18 protein-coding genes, 1 tRNA gene and 1 pseudogene are annotated in these 18,162 nt (G+C 61.0%); 8 read left to right on the top strand and 12 right to left on the bottom strand.

The window, feature by feature from the left end; all coding sequences use genetic code 11:
* Window positions 1-33: 33 nt before the first annotated feature.
* From ON14_RS12730 to ON14_RS16540, 3 genes are read right to left on the bottom strand one after another with little or no spacing between them, the layout of a single operon-like run.
* A complete protein-coding gene (locus ON14_RS12730) occupies window positions 34-399 on the bottom strand; it encodes an Rv3654c family TadE-like protein (protein ID WP_010205664.1) in 366 nt (121 codons plus the stop codon).
* On the bottom strand, window positions 396-731 hold the full coding sequence (locus ON14_RS12725; RefSeq protein ID WP_010205663.1) for a TadE family type IV pilus minor pilin: 336 nt from the start codon (window positions 729-731) through the stop codon (window positions 396-398). Before ON14_RS12725 ends, ON14_RS12730 begins: the two co-directional genes overlap by 4 nt.
* A gap of 16 nt (window positions 732-747) precedes the next feature.
* A complete protein-coding gene (locus tag ON14_RS16540) occupies window positions 748-948 on the bottom strand; it encodes a DUF4244 domain-containing protein (RefSeq protein WP_050993077.1) in 201 nt (66 codons plus the stop codon).
* Between the two features lie 775 nt (window positions 949-1,723).
* Between ON14_RS16540 and ON14_RS12715 the strand changes: the two genes are divergently transcribed.
* Complete coding sequence (locus ON14_RS12715) at window positions 1,724-2,494, top strand: murein endopeptidase (RefSeq protein ID WP_010205661.1); 771 nt, start codon at window positions 1,724-1,726, stop codon at window positions 2,492-2,494.
* A gap of 193 nt (window positions 2,495-2,687) precedes the next feature.
* The gene (locus ON14_RS12710) at window positions 2,688-2,939 is read left to right on the top strand and encodes a hypothetical protein (RefSeq protein ID WP_141630069.1); all 252 of its coding nucleotides are present in this window, start codon (window positions 2,688-2,690) and stop codon (window positions 2,937-2,939) included.
* 31 nt (window positions 2,940-2,970) lie between these two features.
* On the opposite strand, the gene ON14_RS12705 is transcribed toward ON14_RS12710, so the two are convergent.
* From ON14_RS12705 to ON14_RS12695, 3 genes are all read right to left on the bottom strand, one after another.
* On the bottom strand, window positions 2,971-3,888 hold the full coding sequence (locus tag ON14_RS12705) for a type II secretion system F family protein (RefSeq protein ID WP_010205657.1): 918 nt from the start codon (window positions 3,886-3,888) through the stop codon (window positions 2,971-2,973).
* A complete protein-coding gene (locus ON14_RS12700; protein WP_010205655.1) occupies window positions 3,885-4,997 on the bottom strand; it encodes a TadA family conjugal transfer-associated ATPase in 1,113 nt (370 codons plus the stop codon). Before ON14_RS12700 ends, ON14_RS12705 begins: the two co-directional genes overlap by 4 nt.
* Window positions 4,998-5,104: 107 nt before the next feature.
* The gene (locus tag ON14_RS12695) at window positions 5,105-6,373 is read right to left on the bottom strand and encodes a LuxR C-terminal-related transcriptional regulator (protein WP_010205654.1); all 1,269 of its coding nucleotides are present in this window, start codon (window positions 6,371-6,373) and stop codon (window positions 5,105-5,107) included.
* Between the two features lie 93 nt (window positions 6,374-6,466).
* Between ON14_RS12695 and hxlB the strand changes: the two genes are divergently transcribed.
* Together hxlB and hxlA are read left to right on the top strand one after the other, a co-directional pair.
* Entirely contained in the window at window positions 6,467-7,048 is a 582-nt protein-coding gene (gene hxlB / locus ON14_RS12690; protein ID WP_010205652.1) for a 6-phospho-3-hexuloisomerase, read from the top strand.
* Window positions 7,049-7,143: 95 nt separating this feature from the next.
* Entirely contained in the window at window positions 7,144-7,767 is a 624-nt protein-coding gene (hxlA, locus tag ON14_RS12685) for a 3-hexulose-6-phosphate synthase (RefSeq protein ID WP_010205651.1), read from the top strand.
* Window positions 7,768-7,860: 93 nt separating this feature from the next.
* Here hxlA and ON14_RS12680 read toward each other — a convergent pair whose 3' ends face one another.
* Both ON14_RS12680 and ON14_RS12675 read right to left on the bottom strand, forming a co-directional pair.
* Window positions 7,861-8,283 carry an organic hydroperoxide resistance protein gene (locus ON14_RS12680; RefSeq protein ID WP_010205650.1) on the bottom strand — a complete coding sequence of 141 codons (423 nt, stop codon included), beginning with the start codon at window positions 8,281-8,283 and terminating at the stop codon, window positions 7,861-7,863.
* Window positions 8,283-8,774, bottom strand: a complete 492-nt coding sequence (locus ON14_RS12675; RefSeq protein ID WP_010205649.1) for a MarR family winged helix-turn-helix transcriptional regulator — start codon at window positions 8,772-8,774, stop codon at window positions 8,283-8,285. The genes ON14_RS12680 and ON14_RS12675 overlap by 1 nt, the downstream gene beginning before the upstream one ends.
* 356 nt (window positions 8,775-9,130) lie before the next feature.
* Between ON14_RS12675 and acs the strand changes: the two genes are divergently transcribed.
* The gene (gene acs, locus ON14_RS12670; RefSeq protein ID WP_010205647.1) at window positions 9,131-11,095 is read left to right on the top strand and encodes an acetate--CoA ligase; all 1,965 of its coding nucleotides are present in this window, start codon (window positions 9,131-9,133) and stop codon (window positions 11,093-11,095) included.
* Window positions 11,096-11,167: 72 nt separating this feature from the next.
* Here acs and ON14_RS12665 read toward each other — a convergent pair whose 3' ends face one another.
* The 3 genes from ON14_RS12665 to ON14_RS15950 are packed head-to-tail and all read right to left on the bottom strand — an operon-like array spanning window position 11,168 to window position 13,304.
* Window positions 11,168-12,685, bottom strand: coding sequence for a UDP-N-acetylmuramoyl-L-alanyl-D-glutamate--2,6-diaminopimelate ligase (locus ON14_RS12665; RefSeq protein ID WP_010205645.1), 1,518 nt, complete (start codon window positions 12,683-12,685; stop codon window positions 11,168-11,170).
* Window positions 12,682-13,143 (bottom strand): RidA family protein, encoded by a 462-nt coding sequence (locus ON14_RS12660; RefSeq protein WP_010205643.1) that lies wholly within the window; start codon window positions 13,141-13,143, stop codon window positions 12,682-12,684. The genes ON14_RS12665 and ON14_RS12660 overlap by 4 nt, the downstream gene beginning before the upstream one ends.
* Window positions 13,143-13,304 (bottom strand): hypothetical protein, encoded by a 162-nt coding sequence (locus ON14_RS15950; protein ID WP_010205641.1) that lies wholly within the window; start codon window positions 13,302-13,304, stop codon window positions 13,143-13,145. Before ON14_RS15950 ends, ON14_RS12660 begins: the two co-directional genes overlap by 1 nt.
* Before the next feature lie 54 nt (window positions 13,305-13,358).
* Here ON14_RS15950 and ON14_RS12655 point away from each other — a divergent pair, with 54 nt between their 5' ends.
* From ON14_RS12655 to ON14_RS12645, 3 genes are all read left to right on the top strand, one after another.
* On the top strand, window positions 13,359-15,911 hold the full coding sequence (locus ON14_RS12655) for a transglycosylase domain-containing protein (protein ID WP_010205640.1): 2,553 nt from the start codon (window positions 13,359-13,361) through the stop codon (window positions 15,909-15,911).
* On the top strand, window positions 15,908-16,888 hold the full coding sequence (locus tag ON14_RS12650; RefSeq protein ID WP_010205636.1) for a metallophosphoesterase: 981 nt from the start codon (window positions 15,908-15,910) through the stop codon (window positions 16,886-16,888). The genes ON14_RS12655 and ON14_RS12650 overlap by 4 nt, the downstream gene beginning before the upstream one ends.
* A gap of 12 nt (window positions 16,889-16,900) precedes the next feature.
* A tRNA-Pro gene (locus ON14_RS12645) sits at window positions 16,901-16,974 on the top strand.
* A gap of 38 nt (window positions 16,975-17,012) precedes the next feature.
* Here the strand turns inward: ON14_RS12645 and ON14_RS16535 are convergent.
* Window positions 17,013-18,162 (bottom strand): annotated as a pseudogene (locus ON14_RS16535) (IS481 family transposase); the annotation flags it as partial.

Raw genomic sequence — 18,162 nt, 5'->3', positions numbered from 1 at the left:
GCGACACACTACACACACCGACCGCTCAGTTGCCTAATCCGCCCTGGTTGGGGGTGGCCCTGCTGTCGCGCTCGCTGTGACCAGTATGCCGAGGATGCGGCGACTAGCGGTAACTGTCACGATACGCCCATCAACCGCGCACTCCTCTATATGGGCGTCATTTGCGGCCGCTAGGCGCTCAGCGTTGTCGCACGGGTAGCCGGGGACGAGGCCACTTGCGGTATCTGCTGCGGCAAGCGCTGCCGCGTCTGCTGCTCCCGCGAGCGCGTGCCGAACGCTGAGCGCCCAATAGAGAGGAATCACGAGCGCGGTGAGCACCAAAATTGTCGCCACAAGCCCGACCATCAGGATGGTTCCGGCGCCACTTTCGCCTCGAACCCCGCTGGTTTTCCTCATCATTTTCCTCCGGCGAGCGCGCAGCTGCTGGCGCTGAGTGTGATTGGCAGCAGCCCGAGCAGTGCGTTGCGAGCGGGGGCGCTCACCGTCGCACACACGAGATCGTCGCGCTGCTGAGATGTGAGCCGCGCCGAGGCGACAAGGGCGGATGCGGTGGCAGCGACACTTCCTACGCTTTCGTCACGGGCGAGGCTGCGTGCTGACGCCGCTGCAGCATCTTGGAGCCGCACTTGAAGCCCGGCGAGTTGCACACCGCTGAGACAGCAGACGAGCACGAGGGCAACCGCGGGCAGCGCCAGCGCAAATTCTGCGGTAACGCTGCCGCGCTCGCTCATCGCTGCTCGCGCTCGATTACGCCGAGACCGAGAGCGCACTTCGCACGAGGTCAGTGAGCATGCCGCGCACCTCTCCGGAACGGAGAATTACGACGAGCAGTCCGGCGAAACCGACTGCGGCCAGAGTGGTGATGGCGTACTCGGCGGTTGCTGCGCCGCGCTCAGATCGGAGGCGGGCGTGCACACGGGCACGGAGCTGGCGTGCGCGTATCGACATCCCCGAGTCTCCGCCGAACGAGTAGCGGCGGGCTCGCCCAGGCTCGAGGGTTGGCAAGGGAACAAGGTACGGATCGTTCATGAGGTACTCCTTCGTGCGCTGTCGCGCAGTCTGCGGCCGAGTGATTCCAGACTGCCCAAGGGGAGCAGGTGGTGGCGCGTGAGAGTCGATTGTGTGGAACAGGCTCACGATCCAGCGGCGGTGGACGAGATGAGCGCGACACAAGGTGTTCACGGAGTTCCCCAGCGAGTGTGAAATCCACAGGGGTTTGATCGTTACCGTGGACACGGTGCCGATGAGCGCAAACAGGGCATCGAGAATCGGCGCCACCTGTGCGGTCAGGAACGTGTGAGTATCCGGCTTGTCAACGTCAAGAACTGGCAGTGGTGCGTTGACAGGGAAACCAACCAGAACCGAACCGAACAACGCGGCCGTCACAGCTTCAGTTGAGCGCCTACAGCAGCGGATTTGGAAGGGCGGCTGGACCCCTGCGTTCGGGGGAAACCTGCTTGTACCATGTGGATCCACTAGCGTGAGCAGCGATAATTCGACTCAGCAAGAGAGCGATTACCGCTTCTACGGCTCGTGGTTCACAACGGGTGAATACGAGGCGCGAGTGGATCTCGAGGCGACTGCCAAGAGTTTTCGAGGTGGTTGAGCGCTATGGGCTGACTTGGTTTCCGGCGGGCAACGTTGATACGGCTCAGTCACATGTAGTGTTCGACGTTGACAGCACGTGTTCACCCGCTGATGCCAAGGCTTGATCGGAGAAACTATGATCGTCATTCGTCAAGTTCTCAGACGCAATTTCCCTGGTATCGGAGAAACTCCGCTGCGCTCAGGGAAGAGCCCGGCCCAGCTCTATCTCGCACCTGTGTTGCTGATTGCGGCCATGATCGTGGGAATTCTGCTCTCCTTCCAGCCAAACGACCTGAACTATCGGCTGCAAATTGTAGGCCTCGGGTTGGCTCTCGGATGCTTGGGTGTGGCTCTACTGTTGTGGGAGCTTTCGGTCACCGTCGGAGTCGTTCGATTCGAGAACCACTCACCGACGCTTCGCTTCACCTACGCCCCGAGCCTTGATCTGCTATATCCTCTTGCTGCCGTGCTCATCATGATTCCTGCGATCGTCGCCCTGTTTGCTCTGCTCCGCGGTGAACCTGCTGCAGAAATCGGGTTAGGTCGGCGAACCGCTAACGTCCTCGGGATACTCGGTTTCGTACTCTTCGCACAACAGCTGTGGGCACTGCGTGTTCCCCGTGGGCTCGAACTCACATCGGAGGGGGTGCGCGGTGTTCGCGGGGCGGGGCGAATCGCGCTCAACTGGGATGTTCTCGACACGGCCTCTGCGATGAGCACGAGGACCGGCGCAAAACTCGGTCTCCACCTCAAAAGTGGTGAGGTCCATGTCCTCCCGCGGCGGCTGATCGGTTCCGACCCAGATGCCGTCGCAGCGATCATCAACTACTACCTTCGGCATCCGGCGGACCGCAACCACCTCGCTACCCCCGAGCTCGCGATTCAACTCGTGGCACGGAGCTCGTAGCTCAGCTCGACGAATATGGCGCCAAGTTGGACGTCGACGTCTTGGTCAGGGGTCGAGGCCCGCAGCAGGGAAGGGTGATAGCGCTCATACCGGGATCGAAGTACGTTCTTTCGGCACCACGATAGCCAGAGTGGTGATGGCGTACTCGGCGGTTGCTGCGCCGTGCTCGGAACTGCTGCGTATACTCGTCGGCATGCCGATTAATGATGAGGAAGAATCAAGCGGAGCTGCCTGGACGAAACTCTTCTTGGGAATCGCGGCAGCAGGCCTCACTGTTCTGGTCTTCGCCAACGCCGCGGCGTGGTGGGAGTTCGCCACTGCCGCGATCGCAGCCATGCTCAGTCTGACGTTGACCGTGGTCGGAGTACGCGACCTCGTGCGGCGACAGCACCGCAGCCGAGCTGACTGGGAAGCCGCCCAGTCCGAGGAACCGCACCCAGGCTGATCCTGACTACGCGCCGGCGCTTGGCGTACCGCTAGAAACCGGCGACGGTGGATGAGATGACCGCGACCATGAGCGGCAGCACCCCAAGCACCATGAAGGCGGGCAGCACGCAGAGCCCGAGCGGGAGCATGAGCTTCACCGAGAGTGCTGCAGCACCGGCGCGAGCATCCGCATCCGCAGCCCGGCGCAGTTCGTCAGCTTCGGCCCGAAGTAGTTCCGCGGCGGGAACCCCCGCCTCGTGCGAGAGCTGAAGCACTTCGTCGAGATGGTCGCCGTCGCTGGGCAGCCCGAATCTTTCCAGCGCTGACGAGACAACTGTCTGCGCCTTCACGATTGACCCGCCACCCGAAACGGCGATGGCCATCAGCTCGCACTCCAGACCGGGCGCCGCGCGGGTGGGCGTTGCTGAGCGCACGAGCCGCGCGTTCCAGCGCACCGCACTAACAATCAGCCCACCTCCAATGACGAGGCAGCCCCATCCGATCGGAGTCAAGACGAGCACTCCCAGGGTGTCAAACCCCAGCAGTGCGCCGAAGACTAGTCCGACCGCAGGCAGCGCCAAAACCATGCGCGCGGTGGCCACCGGGGCGGCAAGGGCGGTGGCAACTTCGCGCTGCACGTGCACGAGCATCCGCAACGCTCGGGCATGTGTTCTCAGAGCGCCCGCGAGCGGAGCCCCCACGTGACCTGCCACCGACCAGGCTGCGGCTAGCGAGTTCCACGCCTGACGATCCAGCGATGACAGACTTTCGGATGCCCGAACGATTCGTTCTGGTGCTCCCCCGTGATCGTCCCCCGTCGCCGCTACCGCCACCACAACGCTCTCGGCGGGCCGACCGCGCGCCACGTGCCGCCAGGCCGATGACGGCGCGAGCCCAGCGTTAAGCAAAACCGCTAGGCGCTGCGTTACGTTGGCGACTTCGGCCAGCTGCGATGGGGCGCGTTTCATTCGAGATCAGCAATCGCGAGCCGGTCGCGATCGTCAAGAACTAGCCGCCCCAGATGGGTAAGCCGGCGACGGCCGTTCACCCGGTCAATATGCAGCACTGCGCCAATTGCGCTGACCGCTTGACGGGCAATGGCCGTCGCATCCAAGGCCGCGAGCGCGCCGAGTGCTTCCAGCCGGCTCGGTACATCCTTCAACGAGTTTGCGTGAAGTGTGCCGGCTCCCCCATCGTGGCCGGTATTCAGTGCGCTCAAAAGTTCGCGGATCTCAGCACCGCGACATTCCCCGACAACAAGCCGGTCGGGCCGCATCCGCAACGCCTCCCGCACGAGCGTCGGCAAGCCATAGCTACCAGCCCCCTCGAGGTTCGCCTGCCGCGCCTCAAGCGAGACAAAGTGTGGGTGCTTCACCTGCAGTTCGGCGACATCCTCAATTGCCACAATGCGTTCCGACTCGGATGCGGCCCCCAGCAATGCCGCCAGAAACGTGGTCTTGCCCGCTCCCGACGCTCCCGAGATGAGCAGGTTCTCCCGCCCGTCGATGAGGGCTTTCACTCGCTCAAGAGGCACGTCGCTGAAGAACCCCGCGAAATCTAGCTCGGCCAGCCCAAATGGCTCTCGACTGGGCACCCGAATCGAGAGCAGTGTTCCGGTGGCCGAGATCGGGGGCAGCACAGCGTGAACGCGAACACCGCCGGTCAGGCGAACATCCACGCACGGAGCGGCTTCGTCAATATGGCGGCCTCCCAAGTTGATGAGACGCACGGCGAGCGCCCGAAGATCTGCTTCTGTCATGCCGACATCTCCAACGGACTCGAGGCCAGCCCCGCGATCGATCCACACGTGTTTGGCGCCGTTGACGAATACATCGGTGACGTTTGGTCGCCCCACGTAGGGCGCTAGCGGGCCGAAGTCATGCAACGATCGCGCCGCCGCATCCGTGCTACCCGCACCCGCACCCGCACCCGCACCAACACCAACACCAACACCAACACCAACGTTGGCGGTCCCGCCAAGACCTACCGGCGCGCTCACAGTGGAGCTGGGCTCAGCGGTAAAACGTCGACGAGCGACGAAGGGGACGATGTCAGGGGCAGAGGGAGTCGCAGTCACACGGCAACGCTAAAGAAGGTCAGCCCACTCGGTGGCAGTCGTCGCTGAACTCGCGCCGAACCGCGGAATTCTCTGACTGTTGAGGAGACGAGCTCGCATTTCTGGCGTCAGCGATACGCCGAAATAAGCTCCGCCCGGTTCGAAACCCCCGCCTTGCGCAGCAGGTTCGCCACATGAAACTTCACCGTGTTCTCGCTGATCGACAGTGACAGCGCTATGGCTTTGTTTCGAGCACCGGAGGCGAGAAGCTCCAATACGTCAGTCTCGCGTTGCGTGACCTGCCACTGGGCGCTGGGCGATCGGTCAAGTCCTTCAGCGCTCAGAGGCAAGACAACCGAAATCTCGGAACCCCACCCCGTGGTGCCGTTCACACTCAATTTTCCTCGAAGGGCCGCCGCTCGCTCGATGAGCTGGCGCACCGCAGGGTCTTCGAGTGCCAACTCGCCAGGGCCGTCATCCCGGATCCCGATTAACAGATTCTCGCCATCGCAATCCCACGCCACTCGCAATCGAGCGACTCCCGGCTGGTCCACGAGCGCAAGCACAGCACCTCGAACGATCGCCCTGCCAGCATGCGCAACTTCGCCGGGCAGCGCACGGCCATTGGCCGGTGGTTCCACAAATTGCACGTCGAGGCCGCCAAAGCGCGCCAGCGGCCGCAAGTCTGCTTTGAGCCGTTCGAAAGCGCGAGCTACCGGCTCCTCAGCCAGACTGCGATCCCGATCAGACACCGCCCGCAGATTGACCATCGCCGTGGCCGCCAACTCGGTAGCCTCTTGGCGCGCAGTCTCGTCCGATGCGTCTCGAGAACGCAGGGTTGCAAGTATCTGTTCCAGTGTCGTCGAGTGAGCATCGGTAAGGTCAGCAATAATTTGGGCGCGATCCTGAGACGCCATCCGTGAATCCCGAAGATAGTCAGGGCTAGCCACGGCGACCTGCTGTTGGATGCTCACCGCCACCAATCGCCACAGCGAGGCGATTGTCGCCAACGCCTGTTCGTGTGACTTCGAACCGGAGGCCAGGACCGGATCCGTAAGAACTAACAACGCTCCGGTCGGCGCAATCCAGACCGCTGCGGGTCGTTCGTGGCGGGCAACGACAACACTAATCCCCCACACCGGATGCCCGAGGCCAGAGACCGCACCGCGCACGACGTCGAGTTCAGCGATGCTGACGTGGTCGGTGATCGACGGATCACCCGCCTTCTTCTGCGGGCGCCCCGTGCAGTCTTCCGTGAAAATCAGCAGGGAACTGTGCGTCACGATGGGGTCGAGAACAGCAGAAAATGCGCTCGCTATCTGCAGCAAAGAACGCGATATCACCGAATGCACGGCATCAACGAGGTCGACAGCACTGGCATTCTTGAGATCAGTCACCCGCTCAGTCTAGTCATGACCTACCCGTTCGGATAGGGAAAACCGGCCAAAAGGTGGGCTGTCTGCCGCCCAAACGGGTGGCACAGTGAAGTAATGGCCAGCAACGACACCACCCCGGTTTCCTCCGCAATCGAACTCGTTCTTGCGGAGAACACCAGAATTAGCAGCACAATCGCTCGCGACAACGCCGAAACGGTGCGAGCAGCAATTGACCTCCTCAGCGCCGCATCCCGAGTCTTTGTGCTCGGCTCTGGCCGCTCCGGATTAGCCCTACGGATGCTCGCGATGCGCCTTATGCATCTGGGGCTCACCGTGCACGTGGTTGGAGAGGTAACGACTCCCGCGATCGCCGCCGGAGATGTGCTCGTGGCCGCCAGCGGCTCCGGAACAACTGCCGGCATCATTCGATCAGCAACAACCGCAGCGGATGCCGGTGCCAGCGTGATCGCGATCACCACGGCAGCCGATTCCCCTCTTGCCGCGCTCGCCGCGGTTGCCATCGTCATCCCCGCAGCACAGAAACAGGATCATGGGGCAACCCGATCGGCGCAATACTCCGGTGGTCTGTTCGAGCAGTCGCTGTTGTTGCTCGGCGATGCACTATTCCACGTCCTGTGGAAAGAGTCCGGCGCCACCGCTGAAGAGCTGTGGCCGCGGCACGCCAACCTCGAGTAATCGCCTTTACCCCGACTTCCGAATTACCGAGATTCCGAACTCCCCACTTCCCCCATTCCCCACTCCCCACTCCCCAAGAAACGAAAGAGAACATAATGAAGCTTCAAGTAGCAATGGACGTACTGACCACAGAAGCCGCGCTCACGCTGGCCGGCCAGGTCGCCGAGTATGTCGACATCATCGAGCTGGGCACCCCTCTCGTTAAGCACGAAGGCCTCAGCGCCGTGCGGGCGATTAAGGATGCCCACCCCGACAAGCTCGTCTTCGCCGACCTGAAGACGATGGATGCCGGCGAGCTTGAAGCCGATATCGCGTTTTCCGCGGGCGCCGATTTGGTCAGCATTCTCGGCGCGGCCGGAGATAGCACGATCATCGGCGCCATAAAAGCAGCGAAAGCACACAATAAGGGAATCGTTGTTGACCTCATCGGCGTTGCCGACAAGGTCACCCGGGCGAAAGAAGTCACCGCTTTCGGCGCGACTTTCGTTGAAATGCACGCCGGACTCGATGAGCAGGCAGAGCCCGGATTCACTTTCCAAACTCTTCTCAATGATGGCGAGACGGCGAAGGTTCCCTTCTCGGTTGCCGGGGGCATCAATGCCAGCACGATCGGAGCGGTTCAGCGCGCGGGCGCAACCGTCGCCGTTGCCGGGAGCTCGATCTACAGCGCAGCCGACCCAGCGGCAGCAGCAGCAGCGTTGAGGGCCGCCATCGTCTAGTGACCAGAGCTGCCTAGATAACAGAAACGAGGGGGCGTCGCCCCCTCGTTTCTGTTTAACCACGCGAACGCGTCACGATGTTCCCGCTTGCGATTAGTCCTGAGCGACAGTGATGGTGACGTCGATGTTGCCACGAGTAGCGTTGGAGTACGGGCAGATCTGGTGGGCGGCATCCGCAAGGGCTTGCGCTTTCTCGTGCTCGAGTTCGGGGATAACCACCTCGAGGTCAACGGCGAGTTTGAATCCACCGCCGTCGATTGGCAGAAGGTGCACGGCGCTCCCCACGGAGGAATGGTCGATGGCGACCTTCTGGTTGCGAGCAACCAACTGCAGGGCGGAGTGGAAGCACGCAGCGTACCCGGCCGCGAACAGTTCTTCAGGGTTTCCTCCGTTACCTGATCCGCCCATCGACTGAGGCACGGCTAGGTCGAGGTCAACGGAACCGGATGTCGTAGCAACGTGGCCGTTGCGGCCAGCACCAGTCGCGAGAGCCTGTGCGGTGTAGAGAGTTTCCATTAGTTCTGCCTTTCAATGACATGAGTTCCCGCAGCAGGTGCTGTGGAGAGGTTGGTGGTGACCTGATGAAGCGTCGACAGCGTTGATGTGAATTCGGGGAGGGTAATGCCGGTGGCCTCGGCGATGCAGCCGGGAATGTGGGCTAGTTCCGCACGGAGCGCAAGGCCAGCGTCGGTGAGCGACACCATCACGCGGCGTTCGTCAGAGGCAGACCGCTCGCGCAATACGAAGCCGTGGTCTTCCAACCGCCGGATCAGGGGCGAAGTGGTGCCGAGGTCGAGCATGAGACTTTCTCCCAGGCCGCTCACTGTCGATGATCCCCGTTCCCACAGCAAGATCAGGACCAGATACTGCGGGTAGGTGAGTTTCCACGGTGCCAGCAGCACTGTGTAACGGCGATTGGTTGCTCGAGCGGCAGCATAGAGGCCGAAGCACAGCATGCTGTCGAGGGCGGAGGGAACTAGTTCTTTCGCGCTCTGTTCGTCATCCATTCCATAAGCTTTGCACACAAATAAATTGTGCACAAAGCAATGGCACGTGAAACAACGCAATGCGGAGATGAGCATCGAGAACTCAGGGGGAAGCTCTGCTGGGGATCGTGCCTCACAGCAGTGCGCCCTTCGATCGGGCCGTTAACGAGAGAGGGGCGGCGCCCAGTGGGGGGAAAGGGCGCCGCCACAGTGGCCGACGATTGGGGGGAATCGTATTGGCCACTTGCTGGACTTGCGCCCAGCGACTTTCAGTGTAACGCAACGGTATGGGCTCGCAACGGAGGTTCTAGAATCGGTGGAATACTTTCAGAAAGCACGTGGTCAAGAAATGCAATCACCGGATCGAAGAGGATCAAATGCCCAGTAATTCCATTGACAGTCTTCTGCACGAATCGCGCCGTTTTGCCCCGTCAGAGGCCTTTTCTTCTGCCTCGGAGGCTAGCGCTGATCTCTATGCCTCGGCGAAGGAAGACCGTGTTGAGTTTTGGGCGGACAAAGCTCGCGAGTATGTGCACTGGCACAAGCCATTCACAGAAACCCTTGATTGGTCTACTCCGCCCTTCGCCAAGTGGTTTGCCGATGGTGAACTCAACGTTGCCTACAACTGCCTCGACCGCCACGTGCTCGCTGGCGACGGCGACCGCGTCGCTATCCACTGGGAGGGTGAGCCCGGCGATAGCCGCAGCATCACCTATGCCGAACTCACGGCAGAGGTAAAGCGCGCCGCGAATGCAATGGCCACTCTCGGGGTCGGCCAAGGCGATGTTGTCGCGATCTACATGCCGCTCGTTCCCGAAGCCGTGATCGCGATGCTCGCCACGGTTCGCCTCGGCGCAGCACACTCCGTCGTTTTCGGCGGCTTTAGCGCCGAAAGCCTTCGTAGCCGCATCGACGATGCCAGCGCCAAGTTGGTCGTCACCGCCGATGGCGGCTGGCGCAAGGGTAAAGTCTTCCCGCTCAAGGCAGCAGTGGATGGCGCGCTCTCCAACGGAGAATCCAGCGTCACGAACGTGTTGGTCGTCAAGCGCGGCGATAACGATGTTGAGTGGACCGAGGGTCGCGACCTGTGGTGGCACGAGCAGATTGCGGCAGCGGAGCCCGAGCACGAGGCGCAGGGTTTTCCCGCCGAGAACCCGCTCTTTGTGCTCTACACCTCGGGCACGACTGGCAAACCGAAGGGCATCCTGCACACGAGTGGTGGCTACCTCACGCAGGCTGCCTTCACCCACAAGAACGTCTTCGACCTCAAGCCAGAAACCGATGTGTACTGGTGCACGGCCGACGTTGGCTGGATCACCGGTCACACCTACGTGACGTACGGTCCACTCGCGAACGGCGCCACTCAGGTGCTCTATGAGGGAACCCCCGACACCCCAAACCAGGGCCGCTGGTGGGAGATCATCCAGAAGTACGGGGTGAGCATTTTCTACACGGCGCCCACCGCCATCCGTTCGTTCATGAAGGCCGGGCGACAGATTCCGGAGCAGTACGACCTCAGCTCGATTCGCGTGCTTGGTTCGGTGGGCGAGCCCATCAACCCGGAAGCGTGGATTTGGTACCGCGACGTGATCGGTGCCGGCACGACCCCCATCGTTGACACCTGGTGGCAGACCGAGACCGGAGCCATCATGGTGGCGGCCCTGCCGGGGCTCACGACTCTCAAGCCGGGGTCGGCCCAGGTACCGATCCCCGGAATCAAGATCGACATCTTGGGCGAAGACGGCACACGCGTAGACCCACCAAACGGTGGACTCCTCGTGGTGTCAGAACCGTGGCCGGCCATGCTGCGCGGCATCTGGGGCGACCCCGAGCGCTTCAAGGAAACCTATTGGTCGAAGTTCCCCCAGCTCGATGGCGAGCAGTACTTCGCTGGCGATGGTGCCCACGTTGATGAAGACGGCGACATCTGGTTGCTTGGCCGCGTGGATGACGTGATGAACGTCTCCGGGCACCGCCTGTCGACGACAGAGATCGAATCCGCTCTCGTCTCCAACCCGATCGTGGCCGAAGCCGCCGTCGTCGGAGCAGCGGATGAAGCGACTGGTCAAGCGGTCGTCGCGTTCGTGATTCTCAAGTCGAACCAGGAACACGCACAAACGGCTGCCGAGGCGAGTGCACTTCTTCGCATCCACGTCGCAAAGGAAATTGGGGCGATCGCTCGCCCGCGCGACATCTTCATCGTCTCCGAACTGCCCAAAACGCGGTCGGGCAAGATCATGCGCCGCCTGCTTCAGGATGTTGCCGAGGGCCGCGAAATCGGTGACACCACCACCCTCGCCGACACCACGGTGATGCAGATTATCTCCGACAAGCTCAACTAGATTTCTGAGCAATAAAGAAGGCCGGGTCGCAGTCGCGGCCCGGCCTTCTTTGCATTCCTGTTTGTATTCCTGCTACTTCGCGCGCTCCTTGAGCAAGCGAATAGCGGTGTCAAGATCACTGAACGGCACACGCTCGTTGCCGACAATTTGGTACGGCTCGTGTCCCTTGCCCTGCAACAGCACCACGTCATCCGGGTTCGCGGCGTCGATCGCATAGGCGATAGCGCTTGCCCGATCGCGAATCTCTACAACGCGCTCCGGATGCTGGAACCCGGCACGAATGTGCGCCACGATCTGATCGCCGTCTTCGTTGTGCACATCGTCATCCGTCACCACGATCAGGTCGGAGCCCTCTTCGACAATCCGCGCCATCTCTGGGCGCTTGCCTGGGTCACGGTCACCTGTCGCGCCGAAAACCGTCACCACGCGGGTGTGGCCAGACTCCCGCAGAGCCGTCACAGCATGACGTACCGCATCAGGGGTGTGGCCAGCATCCACCACCACCAGGGGAAGTTGGTCGTTTTCGCGGATGCGGGTCATGCGCCCCAGCACCGGCTCAAGCGGAGCCAGCACCTCGGCAATCGCTCGCGGCTCGATGCCCTGAGCCCACAGCACTGTCGCGCAGGTGAGCAGGTTATCAACGTTGAAGTGCCCGATAAGGCCGCTCGCGACGTGGTGGCTTTCGCCATCAATGGCCAGGTCGAACTCGAGTCCGTCCGTCGTGAGTTGCACGTTATCAGCGCGCACGTTCGCCTCGGCGTGGCCACTCGAACTCATACCAATGCCCCGCATGCCTGCGGGAAGCGTGTGGTGAAAGTGGTTTTCGGCGGCAGCGTCATCCAAGTTCAGGATGGCGGTTTTCACTCCGGGCAATATGAAAATCTTGGCCTTCTGCGCTGCGTACTCTTCCATCGACCCGTGATAGTCGAGGTGATCGCGGGTGAAGTTTGTGAAGGCCACAATGTCGAACTCGACGCCATCAACGCGGCGTTGCTCTAGTGCGTGAGAACTAACCTCCATGGCCACGTTCTCGACGCCGGCGCGGTGAAAATCATCCAAGAACTGATGAACGGCCGTCACCTGCGGAGTCGTCATTCCCATGTTGATGCGACGCTCGCCAGTGATACCGGCACCCAGAGTGCCAATCGTTGCCGACGACATGCCCAACCGCTGCCACGCCTGCGTCAACAAATGCGCAGTTGAGGTCTTTCCATTTGTTCCGGTTATCCCGACCATCGACATCGAGCGAGAAGGATGCCCGACAAACGCGTCTGCCATAGCGCCAATAAGGTCGCGGAGATTCGCAATCGCGAAGACTTGTTCGCCCAAATCAACGCCCTCAGCTGTCGCCGCATCCACAAGCACCGCAATGGCACCCTGCTTCAACGCCGGAGCGATGTACGGTAAAGCCGGGGATGCCGTGGTGCCAATGGCGATAAAAATGTCGCCATCGCCAACTTCACGGCTGTCTTGCACGAGTCGACGTGCGGTGAGATGAACGCCCTCGTGCTTCGAATCCCACTGACCGAGGTCGAGCGGTCGCAGCGGCGCGTTTTCCCCGGCCTGGCCGGGAAACCAGACTTCGATCACGCGAACTCGAAAACGAACTCGATCTCAACCGGAGCATCGAGAGGCAATACAGCAACGCCGACAGCACTGCGCGCGTGCTTGCCGGCCTCACCGAAGATCTCACCGAGTAGTTCAGAAGCACCATTGATCACGCCGGGCTGGCCGGTGAAGCTTGGGTCTGACGCAACAAAGCCAACAACCTTTACAACACGGGTGATGCGATCGAGCGACCCGATGGCTCCTCTCGCCGCGGCGAGGCCATTGAGAACACAGGTTTTGGCGTACTCGTAGGCCGCATCGGCATCCACTTCGGCGCCGACCTTACCCGTGGCGGGAAGTTTGCCGTCGACCAAAGGCAGCTGCCCCGAGGTGTAAACAAGGTTGCCTGTAACCATCGCGGGCAAATAGGAAGCGAGCGGCTTAGACGTCTCCGGGACGGCGAGGTTTAGCTCGGCAAGACGCTCATCAAGCTGTGACATTAGTTGTTCTCTTCCTTGATACGTTTGAAATAAGCAACCGGGCCCCCTTCAGGGCCGGTACCGACCTGCACAAGTTCCCAGCCCTCTGAACCCCAGTTATTGAGGATCGCGGTGGAATTGTGCACCATCAGTGGTGTTGTCAAGTACTCCCAAGTGGGCATATTAGCGGCTCCCGTTCAGCATGGCGTTATCAATGATCCCTTACTGTTGATCATATGTCTGCCCAAAAAACTCCGCGTCGCGGTGCACTCTCGGCGCTCGTCGGGATCATCGGCTTTAGCGCTCTCTCTGGCGTGCTCATTACTGCCATGGTTGCCCCGGCGCTCGCCGTAACCGGCATCACTGCTTCCAGCACCATCGGCATTTTCGATGGACTCCCCGAATACTTTGAAATCGACCAGCAGCCCGAGCGCAACACGCTCTATGCGCAGTTCACCGGGGCGGGCAATGTCGACGGCTACTACCCGATCGCGACAATCTACGACCAGAACCGTCAAGAGGTCGGCTACGACCAGATCTCGCAGTTCGCGGTAGATGCCACGGTCGCCGGTGAAGACCGTCGATTCTTCGAACATGGCGGCGTCGACCTTCAGTCGACCGTGCGCGCTCTCGTGGACAACCTCGTTGCCTCAGACATTCAGGGTGGAGCATCCACGCTCACGATGCAGCTCGTCAAGAACACCTACATTTCAAAAGCAGAGTCGCTCACGAACGAAGATGAGAGAAAAGCCGCCTACGCCGATGCGGTCCGTGAGTCTTTCGATCGCAAGCTGAAAGAAATGAAGCTCGCTATTGGCCTCGAGAAGCGTTACACGAAGAAGGAAATCCTGACGGCATATCTCAATATCGCCAACTTCGGCAACGCCACCTATGGAATCCAGGCTGCTGCCCAGCGGTACTACAGCGTCAACGCCGCAGATCTCACGCTCGAACAGTCAGCGAGCTTGATCGCGATCGTGCAAGAACCTGGGGCACGAAATCTCGCCGATCCCGAAAACTTTGAGGCGAACCAGGAACGTCGTGACGTCATCCTCTACGCCATGCTCGAAGTCGGATCGATCACGCAGGAGCAGTACGACGCGGCGATCGCGATTCCGGTCGATGAGACAACGATCGTGCCGTCGGCGCCGAGCAACGGCTGTATTGCCGCCTACGACTACGCCAAGTGGTTCTGCGACTACGTCGTCAGGAGCGTTCAGGACTTCGAGTTCCTTGGCGACACCCCCGAAGAGCGCGAAACCAACTGGACTCAGGGCGGCTACAAGGTCTACACAACCCTCGACCTTGATGCGCAAATTCCGGCTCAAGCCGCGACCTGGGAGTATGCCCCTCCCAGCGAGACCTCCTATGCTCTCGGCAGCGCAACCGCGACTGTCGAAGCGGGTACAGGTCGCGTGCTTGTGATGGCAGAAAACAAGGTATTCAACGACACCGCTGAGGGCGGCGGCGTCGATACGTCGGCGGTGAACTACAACACGAGCTACAACTACGGCGGCTCCGGCGGCTTCCAGCCGGGATCGACGTACAAAGTGTTCACTCTCATTGAGTGGCTCAATCAGGGCAAGGGAATTTACGACCGCCTCGAAGGCACGGCCCGAACGATGCAGGGGTCTCAATTTGCTGACAGCTGCAACGGACCACACTCTGGTCCTGTCCCCTTTAAGAACAACGCCGGAGAACGCGGCATTTACACTGTCGCCGAAGGCACCGCAGAATCAATCAACGGTGTGTTCTTCTCCATGGCCAGCCAACTTGACCAGTGCAACATTCGCAACGTTGCGGCGAGCATGGGCGTGGAGCGAGCCGACGGCAAAGAGCTAGAGAGCTTCCCCTCTTCCATCATCGGAACGAACACTGTCACGCCGCTCAGCATGGCTTCGGCCTACGCTGCAATCGGCGCGGGCGGGCTATGGTGCGAGCCCATCATTATTGACAAGGCAATCGACTCCCGCAACAACGAGCTCGCCGGTCAACAACCGAACTGTCGCCAAGCAATTTCTCCTGAAGTTGCCGCGACAACCGCATTCGTCCTTGAAGAAGTCCTCACTCGCGGAAACGCCCGCTACGCCGACCCCAAAGATGGCATCCCGATGTTTGCCAAAACGGGAACCACTGACGGTGCGGAGCAGACCTGGATGGCCACCGGCACCACGCGTTACGGCACCGCCACTTGGGTGGGAAACAGCATCGGTGACCAAGACATGAGTCGTGTCTCGTACGCCGGAGTACAGGGTTACCGATTGCGCCACTACATCGCGAAAGCGACCAACAGTGCGCTCAATGTGAAGTACCCCGGTACCGGATTCGGAGAGCCAGACCCTAAGCTGCTCACCGGCTCTGGCACTGAAGTTCCTGACGTGCGCCTGCAGAGTCTCGAGCAGGCCAAGTCAGTACTGACGAGCCTCGGTTTCAACTTCGCTGATGGCGGCGCAGAAGACTCTGAACTGCCGGTAGGCCAGGTGGTGCGCACCAACCCCGGTGCGGGAACCCAGTCCGCTGCTGGTGCGACAGTCACGGTCTATACGAGCAACGGCAATCTGGTTCCCCTGCCTGATGCGGTTGATGACGGCGAATCTAACAACTACGGAGCGGCGAAGGGAATACTGAACAGCGCCGGATTCGCCAATGTGAGTCAGGGCTGCATGGTCGTCCCTGCGGCCGACCCACGAATCAATAAGGTCATTTCATCTAACCCGGCACCAGGCACGCTCGTTGCGAAGAGTGTTGCGGTCACGCTGGTCGTAGGACAGGTCCTCCCCTGCCCATGAGCCGACGCCTCTCTCCCGCAGCTACCGCACTCGGTGCGGTAGCTGCGGCAGGTCTCGCCGCATTCGCGTGGGGCTCACTGGTTGAGCGCAACCGGTTCATGGTTCGGCACGAAACACTGCCGATCCTCGACCCGGGCGCGCGCGACATCACGGTGCTGCACATCTCCGATCTCCATATGGCGCCCTGGCAAACGCGCAAGCAGGATTGGGTGCGTGAGCTCGCTGTTTATGAGCCCGACCTCGTCATCAACACCGGCGATAACCTTGGCCACACAGACGGTCTCGTCGGCATCAAACGCGCCCTTGAACCATTCGCTGGCACACCGGGAGTCTTCGTCCACGGGTCAAACGACTACTATGGTCCGTCGTTCAAGAATCCGTTCACCTACTTCACCGCGCCAACATCGAATCATCGCCCTGTCGAGCACCTCGACACGGATGCCCTCAACTCATACTTCGAAGATCAACTCGGATGGCTTTCGCTCAATAATCACGCGCGTGCCCTTGAACTCCGTGGCTCACGCCTCGAGCTCTTCGGCACCGCGGATGCTCATCGGGGCTGGGAACGACTAGATCGTTTGCCGGCCAACGTCGAGGAGATGCGCGAAAATGTTGGCTGGGCCGACGACCCTTATGGTCCCGAAACCGTAGCGATCGGTGTCACGCACGCGCCTTACCGCCGTGTTCTCGACGCGCTCGTCACCAACGGGGCCGAAGCAATCTTTGCGGGACACACTCACGGTGGCCAGGTTCGCATCCCGGGAATGCCTGCACTGGTCACCAATTGCGACATTCCCCCCGAGCAAGCGAGTGGCCTCAGCATCTGGCATCACCTGCGACGTGCGGCGTTCTTGAACGTCAGCGCAGGCCTCGGAACATCAATTTATGCCCCCGTTCGTTTTGCCTGCAGACCAGAAGCGGTCGTAGTGACTCTCACGCCGGAGATATCGGCTATTCTTAATCTGTTGGTCACGTAAGTGATTGACGATCGGGGTGTGGCGCAGCTTGGTAGCGCGCTTCGTTCGGGACGAAGAGGTCGTGGGTTCAAATCCCGCTACCCCGACAGTGTGATCTCGCAAGACATAGGAAACTCTCGAACCCTCAGGGGTTCGGGAGTTTTCTTTGTTTCTGGGGTTGGTAGTCGCGTTCGGGGTTGATGGTGAGCTCGCGGAGAAGTTCCCCTGTGGTGGCGTTGACGATTCTGACTTCGTGGTCCTGGATGAGCAGGATTACGTGGGTTCGGGCGTGGGTTCGTCCGATGCCGATGTGGTGCATTCTGGAGTTGATGCGCAGGGTGACGACGCCGGAGTCGTCGATCCGGTCGTGTCGTATTCGGTTGTGGGTGTCGTTGTCGCGGCTTCCGGATGGTTGGGCTTTTGGCATGCTCGAGTAAAGGGTGGCCGGGGTTGCTTGGTGAGGTAGCGAGCGGTGGGGTCGCCGGTGGTTGTATTCGTCGGTGAACTCGTCGAGCAGGGTTTGCAGTTCGGCGATAGTGGTGGGCTGGGGTGATCGTGCGCGAAGCCATTTCTTTAGTGTTTGTTGGAAGCGTTCGACTTTGCCCTGGGTCGTGGGGTGGTTGGGTCTGCCTATTTTTCTGGGTGATGTGGAGGCGGCGGAGTTCTGTTTCGAAGGCATTGCGGCCGCCTTGGCGGCCGAGGCCGGAGAGGCGGGTGGTGAAGACCATGCCGTTATCGGTGAGCGTGGAGGCCGGGATTCCGTGGGTTGTGGTGGCTTGTCGGAACTCGGCCAGCACGATCGAGGTAGTGACGCGGGTGTGGGCGGTGATGCGGATCGCATAGCGGGTGCAGTCATCAATCCAGGGCAGGATCTCGGTGTCGTGTCCGTTTGCGAGGCGGTAGTGGGTGAAGTCGGATTGCCACGTTTCGTTGGGCATCGCGGCTTCGAAACGAATGTAAGAGGAGCGGGGTTTCTTCTTCGGCTCGGGGGTCACCAGGCCCGCACGGGTGAGGTGGCGACTGATTGTTGCTGAGGAGACGGTGACGTTGTGGTGGTGGTGAAGGTGCCAGCGAATGGTGTCTGGGCCGGCGTCGAGTCCTGCGGCTGCGAGGGTTTTGCGCAGGGTCGTGATCAGCTCAATGGTTGTTGTGGGAGTTTGGTTCGGGTTGCTGTGTGGTCGTCTGGAGCGGGGCTCGAACGCGGCCTCGCCCTCGGCGCGGTAGCGGGCGACGAGTTTGGACACCCAACCTTTTGAGACGCCGTAGGTTCGGGCCACTTCGGCTTGGGTTCGACC

Source organism: Salinibacterium sp. PAMC 21357, assembly GCF_000247645.1.
Lineage (GTDB): Bacteria > Actinomycetota > Actinomycetes > Actinomycetales > Microbacteriaceae > Rhodoglobus.
This window is presented reverse-complemented; position numbering and strand designations above follow the sequence as displayed.